Source organism: Pseudomonas folii, assembly GCF_014357575.1.
GTDB lineage: Bacteria > Pseudomonadota > Gammaproteobacteria > Pseudomonadales > Pseudomonadaceae > Aquipseudomonas > Aquipseudomonas folii.
This window is the reverse complement of the sequence record NZ_JACONW010000126.1, coordinates 1-16,041: the sequence shown is the minus strand read 5'-3', so window position 1 is coordinate 16,041 and position 16,041 is coordinate 1. Positions and strand designations below refer to the sequence as shown.

Genomic DNA, 16,041 nt, shown 5'->3' with positions numbered 1-16,041 from the left:
TTACCGCGAGACAGCGCGGTGACATGGACACCGTAGCTTCAATCAAAAAATATTCGACTAACTGATTTAAGGATTTTTAACTTTTAGGAGCGCGCTTGCCCGCGATAGCGTCAGCACAGCCGATATATTTATTGGCTGACAGACCGTCATCGCGGGCAAGCGCGCTCCTACAGGCCTGTGTTTGCTTCGCGACAGCGTTGTGTCAGAGACAGCTAGCTCCCACAGGGATCGCGCATTCCAGGTCAGGTTCTGATCAATCCCACTTAGGCGCAAGGCTAGCGGGGCTGGTCAGGCGGTGGCCGCGATCAAGCGCTGCGATCTGTGCCATGTCTTCGTCGCTCAGTTTCAGATCCTGAGCCTTGAGGTTGCTTTCCAGATTGCTGCGTTTGGTCGACGACGGGATCACCGCATAACCCAGTTGCATCGCCCAGGCCAGCGTCACTTGTGCGGTCGAAGCATTGTGGCGTTTGGCGATCTGTTCGATCACTGGATCCTTCAGCACTTCACCGTATGCCAATGTCATGTAAGACGTGATCTGAATGCCGTGTTGTTTGGCAAAATCAGCCACCTTGCGGTTTTGCAGGTACGGATGCAGCTCAATCTGGTTGGTGGCAATGTTCTCGGCGCCCACCACTTCGATGGCTTCCTTCATCAGCGCAATCGTGAAGTTGGAAATGCCGATCTGTTTGGTCAGGCCCTGCTGCTTCGCCTCCAACAGAGCGGTCATGAATTCTTTGACCGAGACTTTGCCTTCTGGTGAAGGCCAGTGAATCAGTGTCAGATCCACATGATCAGTCTTCAGTTTCGCCAGGCTTTCCTTGAGGCTCGGGATTAGCTTGTCTGCGGCGAAGTTGTCGGTCCAGATCTTGGTGGTGATGAACAACTCTTCACGAGGCACGCCGCTGTCGGCAATCGCTTTACCGACTTCGGCTTCGTTGCCATAGATCTGAGCGGTGTCGATGACCCGATAACCGAGTTCGAGGCCGTTGGTGACCGAGTCGATGACAACCTGATCCTTGAGGCGAAAAGTACCGAGGCCGAATGCTGGAATAGACATGTGTGGTGCTCCTTCAAATTGATTCAAACAAACAAGACGTGAGCTCAGTATCCCGGCTCGGACTGCGGAGAAAAACAGTGCAACGGGAAAGGGATATTTGCCTGCGCGTCACGAATGAGCGTGTAAGGTTGGTCAATAGAAGGCATGCAGGGTTCAAGATTTTGATTGTTCAGCGTGTGAGAGAGATCTCGATTGGAACTGTAGGAGCTCACGAGCATCGCGAGGCAGCGATAGCGTTCTGTCTGACACACCGCCATCGCTGCCTCGCGGTGCTCGTGAGCTCCTACAACCAAGGGTTTAGTTCAAATATCCAATATTGGCTTTTTGCCGCTTTCAACGGTGTCGCGTTTCACGAAATGCTTGTGCATGTCCGAGGTTAGCGTCTCGACGCGTTCAGTCAGCGACTTGGTCAGCTCGGTGAGGCGAGTGTTCTGTTCCAGCAACGAGAGCATTTGCGCTGCCAGATCTTCGCGGTGCTGGGCGTCAGCGTCGGCATTGGCTTTATCGCGCGCTGACTGGCGGGTCTGAGCCAACAGAATCAGCGGCGCGGCGTAGGCCGATTGCAGGCTGAATGCCAGGTTGAGCAGGATGAACGGGTACAGATCGAATTGAGTCAGGCCCGTGGCATTACAAATCACCCAGAGCAAGACAATGACGGTTTGCGCGCCGAGAAACGCGGGCGTGCCAAAGAAGCGGGCAAAGGCCTCCGCCTTGAGGGCAAAACTATCGTTGCCAAACGTACTGGCAAGGTGCGCGTGGTGCTTGTGGAAACGCAGATGATCGACAGTTTTTTTGACGGCCGATTCGGCGGTGGTGTGCGGTTCAGAGTGGTCGTGTTCAGATCCAGCGGGGTTCATGACGGTTTCCACATTACCGGGACGTGCGCCCACTATAGGCGCTTGCGCGGGATTGGGGTGTCAAGGGTTCGCCGGGAGATGCGGTCCCGCTGTTGGCGTGATGTCGTGGGACCGGCTTCAGCCGGGAAGAGGCCGGAACCATCACTGAAAACGGGTCGTCAGTAATACCGCTTTCCCGGCTAAAACCGGTCCCACGTCATGAGCTGCGGGCAAGCATAGGCTCTCCCATAGGATTTACGTCCCCTATGAGCCTGGGCGGAATCAATCCGGATGCAAGGGCTTGGACAGCGACATAATGGCTGCGTAGTCATAGACGTACTGACGTCCTGCATGGCTGGTCTGACGTAACTGGTCGATCAGCAGTCGCTCTTTCTTGTTCAGGTATCTCAGCCCAGGGTGGTCACTTGACTTGAGGCGATCACGTTCATGGGCGTCAGGGAAAGCAATGACGTTAGTCATGAAATATCTCCTACTTAGTGAGTCCTTGCTTCCGGTTATGTAGTCCCGGTCACTTTATGTGGCGACGAAGCCACCATACCCAGAAAAAGTTGGAGCGATCAACCCTGCAAATGAATAGCCGGTCACACTATCTGCGTGACTTCGAAGGTTTGGCTGCTGCTATTGACGCGAATTTCCAGCTCATCGCCCGCCTGTTTACCCAGCAGGCTCTGGCCCAATGGCGCACGGGCGGTAATCACCGTAATGGCGTGCTCGCTGTATTGAATCTTCAGACCAGCGGCATCGGGTCCCAGAAACAGATGCTGCTCAACACCCAGGTGATTTTCTAATGTGATCAGGTCGCCGGGCTGAATACCCTTGTGCTCGTTGAATGGCGCAAGCGTCAGCTTTTGATAGAGCATCAGCGACTGGCGAATTTCCTCTACTCGCCGCGCCTGACCCGCTGCCAGATAAGAGGCTTCCAGCCCCAGCGTGTCGTATTTGTTTTCGGCGATGTTTTCTTCGTGGGTCGCGGTTTCATAGGCGGTCTGCGCAGCACGCTGGGCGATATCCAGGTCCACCTCTAATTTGTCGATGATCAGATGCAACACGTCTTGCTTGTTCATGGTTTATCCGCAGAACTGGATGACATTGGCGCGGCTTTTTTCGCTGGGAGCGGTGCGGTCCTGCTGCATCCAGAAGTTGCATTTGGGGCCGTTGAAGTTTCTTTGCTGTTGTTCCTGAGCCTGTTCCCACGCTTGGCGAGCCTCACTTTCCCGCAGGCTTTGCTCATACTTTTCGAACATGGTTTTTTCCGCAGCGGGCGCAGGTTTTTCGACGGGCGGCGAGCTCAGTTGTGCGGCGGCGTTATTGATCACCTGGGTCTCAGCCGCAGGCAAGGCTTTGTAGAACAGCATGCCGGTCAGCGCTACTGCGACAAAACCAAGCCAGATACCGATGGCGATACAGGCGATCAGTTTCAACGGATGAAGGGAAACATTCAGCTCGCGGCGGTGTTGAGTAGGCATGGCAGGATCTCGGCGTTGACTGCAGATGCTGCGATTGTGCCATGAGCAGAGGCTGGTGAATGCCGGTTGTCTGAAGGACAATCGGCGTTTTTTATCATCCAGCCTCAGGGAGCCGGACATGAAAGCCTCTTGGGACATTTTTTGCAGCGTCGTCGACAACTACGGTGACATCGGTGTGACCTGGCGTCTGGCCCGGCAACTGGTGGCCGAGCATGGTCTGAAGGTGCGCCTGTGGGTCGATGATCTGGCTGCCTTCGTGCGCCTGTGCCCCGGCGCTGATGCCTCGGCCGCGCAGCAGTGGCGGGAAGGGGTCAGTGTCCATCACTGGCCTGAAGACTGGCAGCCCACCGAGGTTGCCGATGTAATCATCGAAGCGTTCGCCTGCCGTCTGCCGCCCGATTACGTGGATGCCATTGCACAAAGTTCGCCGCGTCCGGTATGGATCAATCTGGAATACCTCAGTGCTGAGGATTGGGTGAGCGGTTGCCATGGCCTTCCGTCGGTGCAATCCAACGGTGTGCGCAAATTCTTTTTCTTTCCGGGCTTTGTTCCGACCACTGGTGGGTTGTTGCGAGAGCGCGAGCTGCTTGCCACACGTCAAGGGTTTCAGCAGAACAGAGCAGAGCGCAGCCATTTCCTGCAAGGGCTTGGGGTTACCCCTGACGATGGCACGCGATTGATCTCGGTATTTGCCTACGAGAACCCAGGCATCGGCGCCTGGCTCGACGCGTTGGCGACCGACAGCAAGGCGAGCCATTTATTGGTACCGGAAGGCCGCATTGTGGGAGATCTGCAACGCTGGCTTGGAGTCGACTCGCTTCAGGCAGGGGCACAGGAAACGCGCGGGGCATTGACGGTTCAGGTACTGCCGTTCGTCAGACAGGAGGATTACGACCGTCTTTTGTGGTCCTGTGATTTCAACGTGGTACGCGGCGAAGACTCTTTCGTAAGAGCGCAATGGGCGGGGCGGCCGTTGCTCTGGCACATTTATGAGCAGGAGGATGACGCTCACTGGGTCAAGCTCGATGCCTTTCTGGAACATTACCTTGCAGGGCTCTCGCACGAGGCTGCACAGGCATTGAGCGGTTTCTGGCGCAGCTGGAATGCGGGGGAGAAGGGCGCTGAAAGCTGGCAAGCGCTGCTTGGGCACTGGTCAGAGATCACGGAGCACGGTGAAAGCTGGTGTCTGCAACAAGCTTCCCATGCTGATCTTGCGACGGCGCTGGTACTGTTTTGTGGAGTTTCGTATGATACGCGGCCTTGAGATTAGGCTCTGTACGAAAAAGACCTTCGCGTGACACGCGCGAAGCGGTTTCTCGTACAGAGCCTCGGCAAATTCCATCCAAATTCGGATATACGCAATGAAAACTGGTAAAGAACTCAAACCCGGTACCGTGATTCGTCTTGAAAATGACCCTTGGCTGGTTCAGAAAGCTGAATTCACCAAGTCCGGTCGTAACAGCGCCATCATGAAGACCAAGCTGAAAAACCTGCTGACCGGTTACAAGACCGAGATCGTTTACAGCGCTGACGACAAACTGGACGACGTAATCCTCGACCGCAAAGAAGCGACCCTGTCCTTCATCAGCGGCGACACTTACACGTTCATGGACACCACTGACTACACCATGTACGAGCTGAACGCTGAAGACATCGAAGCCGTTCTGCCATTCGTGGAAGAAGGCATGACCGACGTTTGTGAAGCGATCTTCTTCGAAGAGCGTCTGGTTTCCGTAGAGCTGCCAACCACCATCGTTCGCGTCGTTGACTACACAGAAGGTTCGGCTCGTGGCGACACTTCCGGCAAGGTGATGAAGCCTGCCAAGCTGGCCAACGGTACCGAACTGCAGGTTGCTGATTTCATCGAAATCGGTGATCGCATCGAGATCGATACCCGTGAAGGCGGTTCCTACAAAGGCCGTGCTAAATAAGCACAGCTTTTACCGCGTTCACAAAAAAGCCCGCAGCGATGCGGGCTTTTTTGTGGGCGCTTGTCGAACGAACATGGCTGTCCTTGTGGGAGCGAATTCATTCGCGAAAGCTATGTATTAGCCAACAGAAACGTGTCGGCTGTACTGGCCTCTTCGCGAATGAATTCGCTCCTACGGGTTTCGGCCAAGTGGCGGCAACGGGACCCGTTACGATTACACGGTTACGTGCAGACGCACATCAACGTTGCCACGAGTAGCGTTCGAGTACGGGCACACTTGGTGAGCGGCTTCAACCAGTTGCTCGGCATCAGCTTGTTCCAGACCCGGCAGGTTGATGTTCAGGTCGATATCCAGACCGAAACCACCAGGAATCTGACCAATGCCGACATGGGTCGTGATCGAGGCGTCAGCCGGGATGCTGCGCTTGCTTTGACCGGCGACGAATTTCAGCGCGCCGATAAAGCAGGCCGAGTAACCGGCAGCGAACAGTTGCTCAGGGTTGGTGGCTGCACCACCTGCGCCGCCCAGTTCTTTTGGCGTGGAGAGTTTCACGTCGAGGATGTTGTCGCTGGAAACAGCACGACCATCACGGCCGCCGGTTGCAGTTGCGATGCCAGTGTAAAGCGTATCCATGGTGTCACCTCATTCAAGATCGGGAAATCGTAGTGATCGGGTCGTTCAAAGCTTGTCTGTTTGCGCTGGAAAGGTATGCGCTAACGGGTACGAAATAAATGTATCGCGCAAATAGTTTGCGCGCAAGATAATATTTTGAATTTTAAATCTGGATTCAGGCTCGCTCTTGTCAAACGGATATAACTAACTGATTTGGAATGATTTTGTCTGTAGGAGCGCGCTTGCCCGCGATTCGGTCTGTGAGTCGATAAATATATCGTCTGTGCTGGCGCAATCGCGGGCAAGCGCGCTCCTACAGGTCCCAGTTTGCTGCGCGACAGCATAGTGTCAGGGAGACCGGGCAAACTCTTATCAAACTGCATGCAGACCGCTGAATTGAAATGAATCCTGCAGAAATTGCATCAAATGGTTGGCCAGCCAGAGGGAAACGTCCTTAAACACTGCCCTGCAGATTCTCGCGAAGCTTGAGCAGCTCACCTTGCAACGCTTGCAGTTGTTCAATCTCCAGGCCGCTGGCGGACAAGATGCAGCCGGGGACAGTCAGGGCTTTTTGCTGCAAGGCCCGGCCTTGCTTGGTCAGGTGCAGCAGCACCACACGTTCGTCTTCCTTGCTGCGGGTACGGCTGATCAGACCTTCACCTTCCAGGCGCTTGAGCAGCGGCGTCAGGGAGCCCGGATCTGTCAGCAACCGGGTGCTGACGTCGCCAACGGTCAAGCCGTCCTGTTCCCAGAGCACCATCATCGCCAGATACTGCGGATACGTCAGGCCTAGCGCCTGCAGCAGTGGTTTGTAGACCTTGGTCATCAGCAAGGACGTGGAGTAGAGGGCGAAACACAGTTGGTTGTCGAGCTGCAACGCTTGGCAGTTACTGTCGGCAGTGGAGCTGGCGTCAGCGCTCATGGGGTGTTCCTCTTTTGCGTGTGTCATGCCGACAATTTAGTGCCGTGATCTTTGATGCGCCAGATAAATTCCGGCAGTCGCTGCATGCAGCCAGCGATGGCTCGCGATCGCGGGCATGAAACCTGGGTGATAGCGCACATCGGTTATTTGCCTGAGCAGCCAGACTGCGTAGCATGCGCGCATTGTTTGAGAAGGGATTGCGGCGTGATTGAAGTGGTGATGTTCGTAGCGTTGGGTGCCGCCATGGGCACTCTGGGTGGGTTGTTCGGTATTGGCGGTGGCCTGGTTGCGATTCCCGCTCTAGGCGTGCTGTTCGGGCTTGATCAACAACTGGCCCAAGGCACCGCTTTGTTGATGGTATTGCCCAACGTGCTGTTGGCGCTGTGGCGGTACAACCAGCGCAATCGCATTTCCATGCGCAACGCCATGATGTTGATCATCCCCAGTTTCTGTCTGGCGTGGCTGACATCGTTGTGGGCGGTACGCCTCGATCCGCAGCACATGCGTGTAGCGTTCATTGCCTTTCTGATTTTGCTCACGGTCTTCAATCTCGCGCAGATGTTCTGGCGCAAAGATCACGCCAGTACCGGCTTGCGCCACGTCAACCGGCTCTGGTTGCTGGGGATGGGGTCGGGCGTCACCGGAGGCCTGTTCGGCGTCGGTGGCGGGGTGATTGCGACGCCGATTCTGACCAGTTTTTTTGGTGCGAGTCAGGTGGTAGCTCAAGGTCTTGCGTTGGCGCTGGCTGCCCCGAGTACTGCCATCACCCTGTTTACCTACGCGCTGCATGACCACGTCAATTGGAGCATGGGCATTCCCCTGGCTGTGGGTGGGCTGGCCAGCATCAGTTGGGGCGTCAAGCTGGCGCACTCGCTGCCCGAGCGCTTGCTGCGCTCGTTGTTCTGCGGCTTTTTGGTGGTCTGTGCGGTGATCCTGGCTTTTAAAGCCTGAAGCCTTCGGCGATGTGTTCGGCCAGGCATTCAGTGATCGGTGAAGGATTTTTCGGATTACGCAGCAGGACGATGCTCGCCAGTGGTAGCTGGGGCATCTGTTCTGCCTCGCCGATAATGCGTAAATCCGGGGTCAGCAGACTTTCCAGTTGGGCGGTCACGGCCAGGCCGGCTGTCACCACTGCGCTGATAGCCGCCAGACTCGCACTGGTGTAGGCAATCCGATAATCGCGCTGCATGGTGTCCAGGGCATTGCAGGCCCACGTCCGGCAAAAACAGTCGGTGTTGAACATCGCCAAAGGCACCGGATTTTGTTCATGAGGATAAAAGCCTTGAGCGACCATCCAGACGAATCGCTCCTGACGCAGGATTTGGCCGATCTCGGTGCCGGGTTCGCGGGTGACGATACTCAGGTCCAGATCCTGACGCAGGAGCAATTGTCTGGAGGGTTCGCAGTGCACTTCAATCTGCACCAACGGATAGGCCTGTGCAAAACGCTGGAGAATGCCGGGCAAAAAACGCATGACGTAATCGTCCGGTGAGCCAATCTTCACCACGCCCACCATATGCGGCTCGCGCAGGGTGTTGAAGACCTCTCCATGCAGCTTCAGGATCCGCCGGGCATAACCCAGTAGCACTTGCCCCTCAATCGTCAGGCTGACGGTGCGTCCATCCTTCTGGAAGAGGGGGCGCTGGATCAAATCCTCCTCCAGACGCTTCATCTGCATGCTGACGGCCGACTGGGTGCGGTTCACCACTTCGCCTGCTCGGGTAAACCCACCGTGATCGGCGATGGCCACAAAGGTGCGCAGGAGCTCCGTGTCGATGCTCGGATAACTGGCCAATACATCAATCTCCCAGATGGGGCGCATAAGAAACATTCGTTGGATTGATCTTAACGCTGGCGCGAGACTCTAGCCATCCCACATGGAGGGCAAGATGATGAAAGGTCAAAAAGGTTATGTGCTGGTACTGAAAACCCGGTCCCGTGATTCCTGGATCGAGCGCCTGCTCAGGCCCATCAGGAGGCACGTTGCCCGCTGGTCAGAGCTGCATCGCCAGCGTCGGCAATTGGCGAGCTTGAGTGACGCAGCTTTGAAGGATCTTGGTTTGAGCCGTGCGGATGTCTATCGGGAAGCCGAGCAGCACTTCTGGAAGGACCCGATGAAGCGCTGATGTTGGTGGCTGTAGCATTTGTAGGAGCTGCCGAAGGCTGCGATGGCGGTGTGTCAAAGGTATGCAATCGCAGCCTTCGGCAGCTCCTACAAGTCTTGGGTTTGCCTGAGGCCTAGCGCTTTACCTGCTTCAACGTCTCTGCAATCAGAAACGCCAGCTCCAGTGACTGATCGGCGTTCATGCGTGGGTCGCAGTGGGTGTGATAACGATCCGACAAGCCATCTTCAGTGATCGGCCGGGCCCCGCCAATGCATTCGGTAACGTTCTGCCCGGTCATTTCGATATGGATGCCGCCCGCATACGTGCCTTCTGCCTGATGCACCTGGAAGAACTGCTTCACCTCGCCAAGGATCTGCGCGAAGTCCCGAGTCTTGTAGCCGCTGCTGGCCTTGATCGTATTGCCATGCATCGGGTCGGAACTCCACAGCACCTTGCGGCCTTCACGTTCAACGGCGCGGATCAACTGTGGCAAGTGGTCGCCGACCTTGTTCGCGCCCATGCGGGCGATCAGGTTGAGACGGCCGGGGTCATTGTCCGGGTTGAGGATGTCGATCAGGCGAATCAGGTCGTCGGTGTTCATGCTTGGCCCGACTTTCACGCCAATCGGGTTGTTCACCCCGCGTAAAAACTCCACATGGGCGCCGTCCAGTTGCCGGGTGCGGTCGCCAATCCACAGCATGTGCGCCGAGCAATCGTAGTAATCGTTGGTCAGGCTGTCGCGCCGCACAAAGGCTTCTTCATAGTTCAGCAGCAGCGCTTCGTGGGCCGTGAAAAAGCTGGTTTCGCGCAGTTGCGGCGAGCTGTCCATTCCGCAGGCACGCATGAACGCCAGGGTTTCATCAATGCGGTCGGCCAGTTGGCTGTACTTCTCGGCCAGGGCCGAGTTGGCGATGAAGTCCAGGTTCCATTTGTGGACCTGATGCAGGTCGGCAAAACCGCCCTGCGCGAAGGCACGCAGCAGGTTCAGGGTTGCGGTGGACTGGTTGTAAGCCTGAATCAGTCGGTCAGGGTCCGGAACGCGGCTTTTTTCATCGAAGCCGATGGCGTTGACGATATCGCCCCGATACGCAGGAAACGTCACGCCGTCGATGGTTTCATCGTTGGCTGAACGGGGTTTCGCGAACTGACCGGCCATACGACCGACCTTCACAACCGGGCAGCCAGCGGCGAAGGTCATGACGATCGCCATTTGCAGCAAGACTTTGAATGTGTCGCGAATCTTGGCGGCGGAGAACTCGACGAAGCTCTCGGCGCAATCACCGCCCTGCAACAGGAACGCACGGCCCTGAGTCACCTCGGCAAACTGTCGGCGCAGCTCTCTGGCTTCGCCCGCAAACACCAGCGGCGGATAGCTTGCCAACGTCTGCTCGACCTTCAACAAATGCGCAGCATCGGGGTATTGAGGTTGCTGCTGAATAGGCAATGCCCGCCAGCTGTCGGGGCTCCAGGGTTGGCTCATCATGAACTCAAGGTCAGGCAATCGGACCGGCATGTTAGCAGTTCGCCGAGCCGTCGCCAGCGAGCAAGGGATGATCGGAGCCCCAGCACCAATATGAGAGGCGGCAATTAAAGAGAAAGAGCGTGACCTTAACGCTGTGCTTGATTGACAATTCGCATTTTGCGCGGTCCAGCGACCGCATCAACAGGCCAGACTTGGGCTCGCCGCTAGGAGAAGCAATGACTGAGGAGCGGGTGGAGCGGATTCTGGCCGAGGTGCACGACGATTTCGGCATGATTCGCGTGCTGGAAGTCGACGACTATCGCTTTCTGGAATTCGGCGATGCCATCGAGCAAAGCTGCACCTTCACGGCCGATCCCAGCTGGCTTGAGTACGACTACACCCGGGCGATGCTGATTGGCGCGTTGTGTCACGAAGCCCCGGAAAGCGCGCTGTTCCTGGGCCTGGGCGCTGGCACCCTGACTCAGGCTTGCCTCAGATTCCTGCCGCTGGAAGACGTCGAAGCCATCGAGTTACGCCCTGACGTGCCACGTCTGGCGATTGAATTCATGGGCCTGGATGACGATCCGCGGTTGTATATCCGTATCGGTGATGCACTGGAACTGCTGGACACCGCCGAACCGGCTGACCTGATTTTCGTCGACCTCTACACCGATGTCGGTCCTGGCGTCGGGCATCTGGCCTGGAAATTCCTTGAGAACTGTCAGAAGCGTCTGAATTCCGGGGGCTGGCTGGTGATCAATCAGTGGGCGTCGGATGACGGCAAGCCGTTGGGCGCGGCGCTGTTGCGCGGCCTTTATCACCGGCACTACTGGGAACTGCCGGTGAAGGAGGGCAACGTTATCCTGATCGTGCCTGCCGACCTGGATCAGGAACTGGATGTCGCATCACTGAGTGCGCGCGCTGAAGAGCTGGCACCGCGCCTGGGTTACTCGCTGGCGTCGTTGATCAAGGATCTGCGCCCGGCAACTTGATCTTCAATGTCCCTTGAACACGCCGGGCCTGCGCTCTTGCATGGCAAGCAGGCCTTCTTTGGCATCCTCGGTGCTCATCAGGCGGTTGACCATGGCCGGTAGCGCCTGGGCGGCGACTGTTTCGCCTTCGAGCACCGCCTGACGGGCGGAGGCAATCGTTGCGCGAATCGCCAGTGGTGCCTGTTCTGCGATGCGTCCGGCCAACAGCAGGGCATAGGGCAGCAGGTCTTCCGGGGCCGTGACTTCCTGCACCAGGCCCATGCGACAGGCTTCATGGGCATCGAACTCATCGCCGGTCAGCAGCCAGCGCATCGCGTTGCCCCAACCGGCGATCTGATGCAGACGCAATGTGGCGCCCCCAAAGGCGAAGATCCCGCGATGGACTTCCAGTTGCGCAAAGCGGGTCGTGCTTGCGCACAAATTGATGTCCGAGGCCAGCATCAGCTCGATGCCCAGAGTCAGGCAGTAACCTTGTGCGGCAATGATCACCGGCTTGCTAACCCGTGGGCCTGCGAACACGCCCCACGGGTCACAACCGCCTTCGGGCACCTGCCAGCCATTGATCAGCGCCGGACCCGCTTCGGCCAGGTCCAGCCCGGCAGTGAAATGCTCGCCATGGGCGAAAACCACCAGGACCCGGGCCTGATCCTCACGTTCGTATTCACCGTAAGCCAGGCTTAGCTGGTTGAGCAGCTCAAGATCGAATGCGTTGCGCTTGGCGACACGATCCAGGCCGATGAGCATCACGTGGTCGTGCAGTTCACGGCTGACACGGCCTTTTGTAGAGGAAGTCATGTAGGAAGTCCCTGCGCGTGGAGTAGGATCGGAGGCGGACTGTCTGACTGATAAGGTGAACCGTTTAAGCAGTTTCTCCCGTAAACCCGGGCCTTTGCAAAATAGACACTGTTGCCGGTTTGCGCAAAGCCTGTAGGTCTTGGGCATTGGCCATGATTGGTAGTGAAAAAAATCCTCACTTTTTTGCGTAATTCCGGTATAGTGCGCGCCGGTCTTTAACAGGACCCTCGTCAAGGTATTGCAATTCCCCGAAGCCAGCTTCGGCTGCTTGTTCGCTCTGCGGACTATCCTAGGCGATCCATTCATCAAACGTTTTCGCAAATCCCCGCCGACAAAGCAGCCAGGGTGACTTTAGGGTCGTACACGGCACGCGCAGCTTTGGAGCATGGGTCTTTGCGGATGCACTAGAGGCAGACCCATGACCCAGGAACTCGGCGGCTTCGCCGCTCTTGAACTTCACCCTAATATTGTTGCAGCCGTCGTCGCGACTGGCTACGAAGAGCCTTCGGCCATTCAGCAGCAATCGATCCCTATTATCCTTGCTGGCCACGACATGATCGGTCAGGCGCAAACCGGTACCGGTAAAACCGCCGCGTTCGCACTGCCTATCCTGCATCGTATCGACCCAAGCAAGCGCGAGCCGCAAGCACTGATCCTGGCGCCGACTCGTGAACTGGCCCTGCAAGTGGCCACCGCTTTCGAAACCTACGCCAAGCAAATGCCGGGCGTTACCGTTGTGGCTGTCTACGGCGGTGCGCCGATGGGCCCGCAACTGAAAGCAATCCGCAATGGCGCACAGATCGTTGTCGCTACACCGGGCCGTCTGTGCGATCACCTGCGTCGTGACGAAAAAGTCCTCGCTACCGTGAACCACCTGGTTCTCGACGAAGCGGACGAAATGCTCAAACTGGGCTTCATGGACGACCTGGAAGTTATCTTCAAGGCCATGCCGGAAACCCGTCAGACCGTTTTGTTCTCGGCTACCCTGCCGCAGTCGATCCGTGCCATCGCCGAGCGCCATCTGCGCGATCCGAAGCACGTCAAGATCCAGACCAAGACCCAGACCGTTACCGCGATCGAACAGGCTCACCTGTTGGTTCACGCTGACCAGAAGACCTCTGCTGTACTGAGCCTGCTGGAAGTCGAAGATTTCGACGCCCTGATCATGTTCGTACGTACCAAGCAAGCGACCCTGGATCTGGCGAGCGCCCTTGAAGCCAAAGGCTACAAGGCAGCTGCACTGAACGGCGACATCGCTCAAAACCAGCGTGAGCGCGTTATCGACTCCCTCAAGGATGGCCGCCTGGACATCGTTGTAGCGACCGACGTTGCTGCCCGTGGTCTGGACGTTCCGCGTATCACTCACGTATTCAACGTTGACATGCCGTACGACCCTGAGTCCTACGTTCACCGCATCGGCCGTACTGGCCGTGCCGGTCGCGAAGGTCGTGCACTGCTGCTGGTGACTCCACGTGAGCGCCGCATGCTGCAAGTGATCGAGCGTGTAACCGGTCAGAAAGTTGCCGAAGTCCGCCTGCCGGATGCACAGGCTGTTCTCGATGCCCGCATCAAGAAACTGACCAACAGCCTGTCGCCACTGGTCGGCGATGCCGAGTCGACTCACGGCGAACTGCTGGATCGTCTGACTGCCGATATCGGTTGCAGCCCGCGCGCCCTGGCCGCTGCCCTGCTGCGCAAAGCTACCAACGGTCAGGCTCTGACCCTGGCTGCCATCGAACGCGAGCGCCCACTGGTGCCGAACAACGCACCGCGTGAGCGTAGCGATCGTTCGTCGTCGGATCGTCCAGAGCGCAGTGGTGATCGTGAGCGTCGCGCTCCGGTTCCATTGGCCGAAGGTCGTGCTCGTTGCCGTACCGCGCTGGGTGCGCGTGATGGTATCGCTGCCAAGAACCTGCTGGGTGCAATCCTCAACGAAGGCGGCCTGGCCCGCGAAGCAATCGGCCGCATCCAGGTGCGCGACAGCTTCAGCCTGGTTGAGCTGCCGGAAGATGGCCTTGAGCGTCTGCTGACCAAACTCAAGGACACCCGCGTTGCAGGCAAGCAGTTGAAGCTGCGTCGCTATCGCGAAGATTGATCGACTCTTTGAGTTGATCGTCTGAAGCAAAAAAATCCCCGACTGGTTCGGGGATTTTTTTGTTTGGGTTTCCTGCTTCTGTAGGAGCTGCCGAAGGCTGCGATGGCGGTGCATCAGGAATATCGTCTCGCAGCCTTCGGCAGCTCCTACAGATTGGTGTCAGGTCTGTGGCTTCACCCAAACCTGTAAATATCCATCCCCAGCGCGCCCATTGTGAAGCCTTTGTGCGCCACGCTGAATTCACCACCGGCACCGCGTGCGAAGTAAAGCGGTAGCAAATGCTCATCGCTCGGGTGATTGCGAGCAGCGTTGGGTGCTTTTGTCCGGTAGTCATGCAGAGCGGCTTCGTCATTGCTGGCCAGTTTCTCGATCATCCAGTCGCGAAACGCCTTGGCCCATGGCTCTACGCTTTCAGGCCCTGCATGCCAATCCAGTTCGCCCAGATTGTGGGTGATGCTGCCCGAGCCAATGATCAATACACCCTGATCACGCAGACTGGCCAGCGCCCGGCCGACGCGAGTTTGCAGCGCCGGACCTTCTCTGCTGGGCAGGGAGACCTGAACGATCGGAATGTCGGCATTGGGATACATCAATGACAGAGGAACCCAAACGCCATGATCAAACGGCCGCTGGCTGTTCGTCCGTGCCGGCAGTCCGGCAGCCTGCAATAACCCCGCAACTTCAGTGCTCAGCGTCGGCAAGCCTGGGGCGGGGTACTGCACCGCAAACAGGGCCGCGGGGAAACCGCCAAAGTCATGCCAGGTTTCCGGCTGTGGGTTAGCGTTGACCAGCAGCTCCTGGCTTTCCCAGTGAGCTGAAACAATAACAATGGCCTTCGGCCTGGGCATCTCGGCTGCGAGACGCGCCAGGGCCGGGCCGCTTTCACCGGGTTCCAGCGCAAGCATCGGCGAGCCGTGGGATATAAACAGGCTGGGGAACATAGCGGGCGTCCTGAGCGTTAAGATGTCTCCATCTTCAGTCAGATCATTGATCTAAATCTAATATAAGTTTTAGCGCTTTTTGATCGAATTATAAGGAGCATTCATGCAGGCCGAATTTTGGCATGAGCGGTGGGCCGCCAACCAGATTGGTTTCCACCAGCGACAGGTGAATCCCTTGCTCCAGCGCTTCTGGCCGGAACTCGCGGTCGGGCAGGGGGCTCGGGTTTTGGTGCCCTTGTGCGGCAAGAGTCTGGATCTGGTCTGGCTTGCCGGGCAGGGAAATCGAGTACTGGGTGTCGAGCTGTCGGAAAAGGCAGTTCAGGATTTTTTCAGTGAGCAACGACTGGAGCCAGTCATCAGCCAGAACGGCGCTTTCAAGGTGTATGGCTGCGAAGGGATCGAATTGTGGTGTGGCGATTTCTTTGCGTTGCGTGCCGAGGATGTTGCCGAGTGCACAGCGCTTTATGATCGAGCCGCCTTGATTGCTTTGCCGCCTGTAATGCGTGAGGAGTATGTCGCGCACCTGTCATCAGCATTGCCTGCCCAATGTCAGGGCCTGTTGATTACGCTGGATTATGATCAGGCAAAGATTGATGGACCGCCGTTCTCTGTTCCGGACGAGGAGGTGCAGCGATTGCTTGCCGAGGACTGGGAGCTGGACATACTGCAGACCAGCGACGTGCTCAAGGGCAGCGTGAAATTTGAGCAGCGCGGTGTGGAGCGCCTGGAAGAGCGGGTTTATCGGATGGTTCGACGCTGAATGGTATGACCAGGAGCGAGCTTGTTTACGAAGCGCCAGACCTGAC

The 16,041-nt window shown here is 57.3% G+C and carries 18 protein-coding genes; 7 read left to right on the top strand and 11 right to left on the bottom strand.

What is annotated here, in order from left to right; all coding sequences use genetic code 11:
• Nucleotides 1–253 precede the first annotated feature (253 nt).
• The 5 genes from dkgB to H8S59_RS20875 all read right to left on the bottom strand — a co-directional run bounded on the left by dkgB (nucleotide 254) and on the right by H8S59_RS20875 (nucleotide 3,380).
• Nucleotides 254–1,057, bottom strand: a complete 804-nt coding sequence (dkgB, locus tag H8S59_RS20895) for a 2,5-didehydrogluconate reductase DkgB (RefSeq protein ID WP_187522667.1) — start codon at nucleotides 1,055–1,057, stop codon at nucleotides 254–256.
• Nucleotides 1,058–1,359: 302 nt separating this feature from the next.
• Nucleotides 1,360–1,914, bottom strand: coding sequence for a DUF1003 domain-containing protein (locus H8S59_RS20890; RefSeq protein ID WP_095094772.1), 555 nt, complete (start codon nucleotides 1,912–1,914; stop codon nucleotides 1,360–1,362).
• A 261-nt stretch (nucleotides 1,915–2,175) separates the two neighbouring features.
• On the bottom strand, nucleotides 2,176–2,373 hold the full coding sequence (locus H8S59_RS20885) for a hypothetical protein (protein ID WP_027900553.1): 198 nt from the start codon (nucleotides 2,371–2,373) through the stop codon (nucleotides 2,176–2,178).
• A gap of 122 nt (nucleotides 2,374–2,495) precedes the next feature.
• On the bottom strand, nucleotides 2,496–2,978 hold the full coding sequence (locus tag H8S59_RS20880; RefSeq protein ID WP_187522666.1) for a GreA/GreB family elongation factor: 483 nt from the start codon (nucleotides 2,976–2,978) through the stop codon (nucleotides 2,496–2,498).
• 3 nt (nucleotides 2,979–2,981) lie between these two features.
• Nucleotides 2,982–3,380, bottom strand: coding sequence for a hypothetical protein (locus H8S59_RS20875; RefSeq protein ID WP_187522665.1), 399 nt, complete (start codon nucleotides 3,378–3,380; stop codon nucleotides 2,982–2,984).
• 118 nt (nucleotides 3,381–3,498) lie between these two features.
• Here H8S59_RS20875 and earP point away from each other — a divergent pair, with 118 nt between their 5' ends.
• Together earP and H8S59_RS20865 are read left to right on the top strand one after the other, a co-directional pair.
• Nucleotides 3,499–4,644: an elongation factor P maturation arginine rhamnosyltransferase EarP gene (gene earP / locus H8S59_RS20870; RefSeq protein ID WP_187522664.1), complete on the top strand. Its 1,146-nt coding sequence runs from the start codon at nucleotides 3,499–3,501 to the stop codon at nucleotides 4,642–4,644.
• A gap of 97 nt (nucleotides 4,645–4,741) precedes the next feature.
• Nucleotides 4,742–5,311 (top strand): elongation factor P, encoded by a 570-nt coding sequence (locus H8S59_RS20865; RefSeq protein ID WP_027900557.1) that lies wholly within the window; start codon nucleotides 4,742–4,744, stop codon nucleotides 5,309–5,311.
• Between the two features lie 213 nt (nucleotides 5,312–5,524).
• Here H8S59_RS20865 and H8S59_RS20860 read toward each other — a convergent pair whose 3' ends face one another.
• Together H8S59_RS20860 and H8S59_RS20855 are read right to left on the bottom strand one after the other, a co-directional pair.
• A complete protein-coding gene (locus H8S59_RS20860) occupies nucleotides 5,525–5,944 on the bottom strand; it encodes an organic hydroperoxide resistance protein (RefSeq protein WP_095094764.1) in 420 nt (139 codons plus the stop codon).
• 433 nt (nucleotides 5,945–6,377) lie between these two features.
• A complete protein-coding gene (locus H8S59_RS20855; protein ID WP_095094762.1) occupies nucleotides 6,378–6,845 on the bottom strand; it encodes a MarR family winged helix-turn-helix transcriptional regulator in 468 nt (155 codons plus the stop codon).
• Between the two features lie 204 nt (nucleotides 6,846–7,049).
• Here H8S59_RS20855 and H8S59_RS20850 point away from each other — a divergent pair, with 204 nt between their 5' ends.
• Complete coding sequence (locus tag H8S59_RS20850; RefSeq protein ID WP_187522668.1) at nucleotides 7,050–7,796, top strand: TSUP family transporter; 747 nt, start codon at nucleotides 7,050–7,052, stop codon at nucleotides 7,794–7,796.
• Here H8S59_RS20850 and H8S59_RS20845 read toward each other — a convergent pair.
• Nucleotides 7,786–8,667, bottom strand: coding sequence for a LysR substrate-binding domain-containing protein (locus H8S59_RS20845; RefSeq protein WP_371856727.1), 882 nt, complete (start codon nucleotides 8,665–8,667; stop codon nucleotides 7,786–7,788). The two genes, H8S59_RS20850 and H8S59_RS20845, sit on opposite strands and share 11 nt — an antisense overlap.
• A gap of 70 nt (nucleotides 8,668–8,737) precedes the next feature.
• Between H8S59_RS20845 and H8S59_RS20840 the strand changes: the two genes are divergently transcribed.
• Nucleotides 8,738–8,971, top strand: a complete 234-nt coding sequence (locus H8S59_RS20840) for a DUF1127 domain-containing protein (protein ID WP_425504595.1) — start codon at nucleotides 8,738–8,740, stop codon at nucleotides 8,969–8,971.
• Nucleotides 8,972–9,083: 112 nt separating this feature from the next.
• Here the strand turns inward: H8S59_RS20840 and H8S59_RS20835 are convergent, their stop codons facing one another.
• Nucleotides 9,084–10,430: a class II 3-deoxy-7-phosphoheptulonate synthase gene (locus H8S59_RS20835; RefSeq protein WP_087270979.1), complete on the bottom strand. Its 1,347-nt coding sequence runs from the start codon at nucleotides 10,428–10,430 to the stop codon at nucleotides 9,084–9,086.
• A gap of 218 nt (nucleotides 10,431–10,648) precedes the next feature.
• On the opposite strand from H8S59_RS20835, the gene H8S59_RS20830 reads away from it, so the two are divergent.
• Entirely contained in the window at nucleotides 10,649–11,404 is a 756-nt protein-coding gene (locus H8S59_RS20830) for a spermidine synthase (protein WP_187522662.1), read from the top strand.
• Nucleotides 11,405–11,407: 3 nt separating this feature from the next.
• Here the strand turns inward: H8S59_RS20830 and H8S59_RS20825 are convergent, their stop codons facing one another.
• Nucleotides 11,408–12,199: a crotonase/enoyl-CoA hydratase family protein gene (locus H8S59_RS20825; RefSeq protein WP_187522661.1), complete on the bottom strand. Its 792-nt coding sequence runs from the start codon at nucleotides 12,197–12,199 to the stop codon at nucleotides 11,408–11,410.
• Nucleotides 12,200–12,617: 418 nt separating this feature from the next.
• Between H8S59_RS20825 and H8S59_RS20820 the strand changes: the two genes are divergently transcribed.
• Nucleotides 12,618–14,294, top strand: a complete 1,677-nt coding sequence (locus tag H8S59_RS20820) for a DEAD/DEAH box helicase (RefSeq protein ID WP_095094756.1) — start codon at nucleotides 12,618–12,620, stop codon at nucleotides 14,292–14,294.
• Nucleotides 14,295–14,467: 173 nt separating this feature from the next.
• Here H8S59_RS20820 and H8S59_RS20815 read toward each other — a convergent pair whose 3' ends face one another.
• Nucleotides 14,468–15,235 (bottom strand): DODA-type extradiol aromatic ring-opening family dioxygenase, encoded by a 768-nt coding sequence (locus H8S59_RS20815; RefSeq protein WP_187522660.1) that lies wholly within the window; start codon nucleotides 15,233–15,235, stop codon nucleotides 14,468–14,470.
• Between the two features lie 103 nt (nucleotides 15,236–15,338).
• Here H8S59_RS20815 and H8S59_RS20810 point away from each other — a divergent pair, with 103 nt between their 5' ends.
• The gene (locus H8S59_RS20810) at nucleotides 15,339–15,995 is read left to right on the top strand and encodes a thiopurine S-methyltransferase (RefSeq protein WP_187522659.1); all 657 of its coding nucleotides are present in this window, start codon (nucleotides 15,339–15,341) and stop codon (nucleotides 15,993–15,995) included.
• Nucleotides 15,996–16,041 lie beyond the last annotated feature (46 nt).

What these genes read in the sequence shown, in the direction of transcription:
- H8S59_RS20830 (WP_187522662.1), top strand. Translation starts at nt 10,649, where the DNA reads ATGACTGAGGAGCGGGTGGAGCGGATTCTGGCCGAGGTGCACGACGAT.
- H8S59_RS20810 (WP_187522659.1), top strand. Translation starts at nt 15,339, where the DNA reads ATGCAGGCCGAATTTTGGCATGAGCGGTGGGCCGCCAACCAGATTGGT.
- H8S59_RS20865 (WP_027900557.1), top strand. Translation starts at nt 4,742, where the DNA reads ATGAAAACTGGTAAAGAACTCAAACCCGGTACCGTGATTCGTCTTGAA.
- H8S59_RS20835 (WP_087270979.1), bottom strand. Translation starts at nt 10,430, where the DNA reads ATGAGCCAACCCTGGAGCCCCGACAGCTGGCGGGCATTGCCTATTCAG.
- H8S59_RS20885 (WP_027900553.1), bottom strand. Translation starts at nt 2,373, where the DNA reads ATGACTAACGTCATTGCTTTCCCTGACGCCCATGAACGTGATCGCCTC.
- H8S59_RS20840 (WP_425504595.1), top strand. Translation starts at nt 8,738, where the DNA reads ATGAAAGGTCAAAAAGGTTATGTGCTGGTACTGAAAACCCGGTCCCGT.
- H8S59_RS20855 (WP_095094762.1), bottom strand. Translation starts at nt 6,845, where the DNA reads ATGAGCGCTGACGCCAGCTCCACTGCCGACAGTAACTGCCAAGCGTTG.
- H8S59_RS20860 (WP_095094764.1), bottom strand. Translation starts at nt 5,944, where the DNA reads ATGGATACGCTTTACACTGGCATCGCAACTGCAACCGGCGGCCGTGAT.
- H8S59_RS20890 (WP_095094772.1), bottom strand. Translation starts at nt 1,914, where the DNA reads ATGAACCCCGCTGGATCTGAACACGACCACTCTGAACCGCACACCACC.
- H8S59_RS20875 (WP_187522665.1), bottom strand. Translation starts at nt 3,380, where the DNA reads ATGCCTACTCAACACCGCCGCGAGCTGAATGTTTCCCTTCATCCGTTG.
- H8S59_RS20820 (WP_095094756.1), top strand. Translation starts at nt 12,618, where the DNA reads ATGACCCAGGAACTCGGCGGCTTCGCCGCTCTTGAACTTCACCCTAAT.
- dkgB (WP_187522667.1), bottom strand. Translation starts at nt 1,057, where the DNA reads ATGTCTATTCCAGCATTCGGCCTCGGTACTTTTCGCCTCAAGGATCAG.
- H8S59_RS20845 (WP_371856727.1), bottom strand. Translation starts at nt 8,667, where the DNA reads ATGCGCCCCATCTGGGAGATTGATGTATTGGCCAGTTATCCGAGCATC.
- earP (WP_187522664.1), top strand. Translation starts at nt 3,499, where the DNA reads ATGAAAGCCTCTTGGGACATTTTTTGCAGCGTCGTCGACAACTACGGT.
- H8S59_RS20825 (WP_187522661.1), bottom strand. Translation starts at nt 12,199, where the DNA reads ATGACTTCCTCTACAAAAGGCCGTGTCAGCCGTGAACTGCACGACCAC.
- H8S59_RS20815 (WP_187522660.1), bottom strand. Translation starts at nt 15,235, where the DNA reads ATGTTCCCCAGCCTGTTTATATCCCACGGCTCGCCGATGCTTGCGCTG.
- H8S59_RS20880 (WP_187522666.1), bottom strand. Translation starts at nt 2,978, where the DNA reads ATGAACAAGCAAGACGTGTTGCATCTGATCATCGACAAATTAGAGGTG.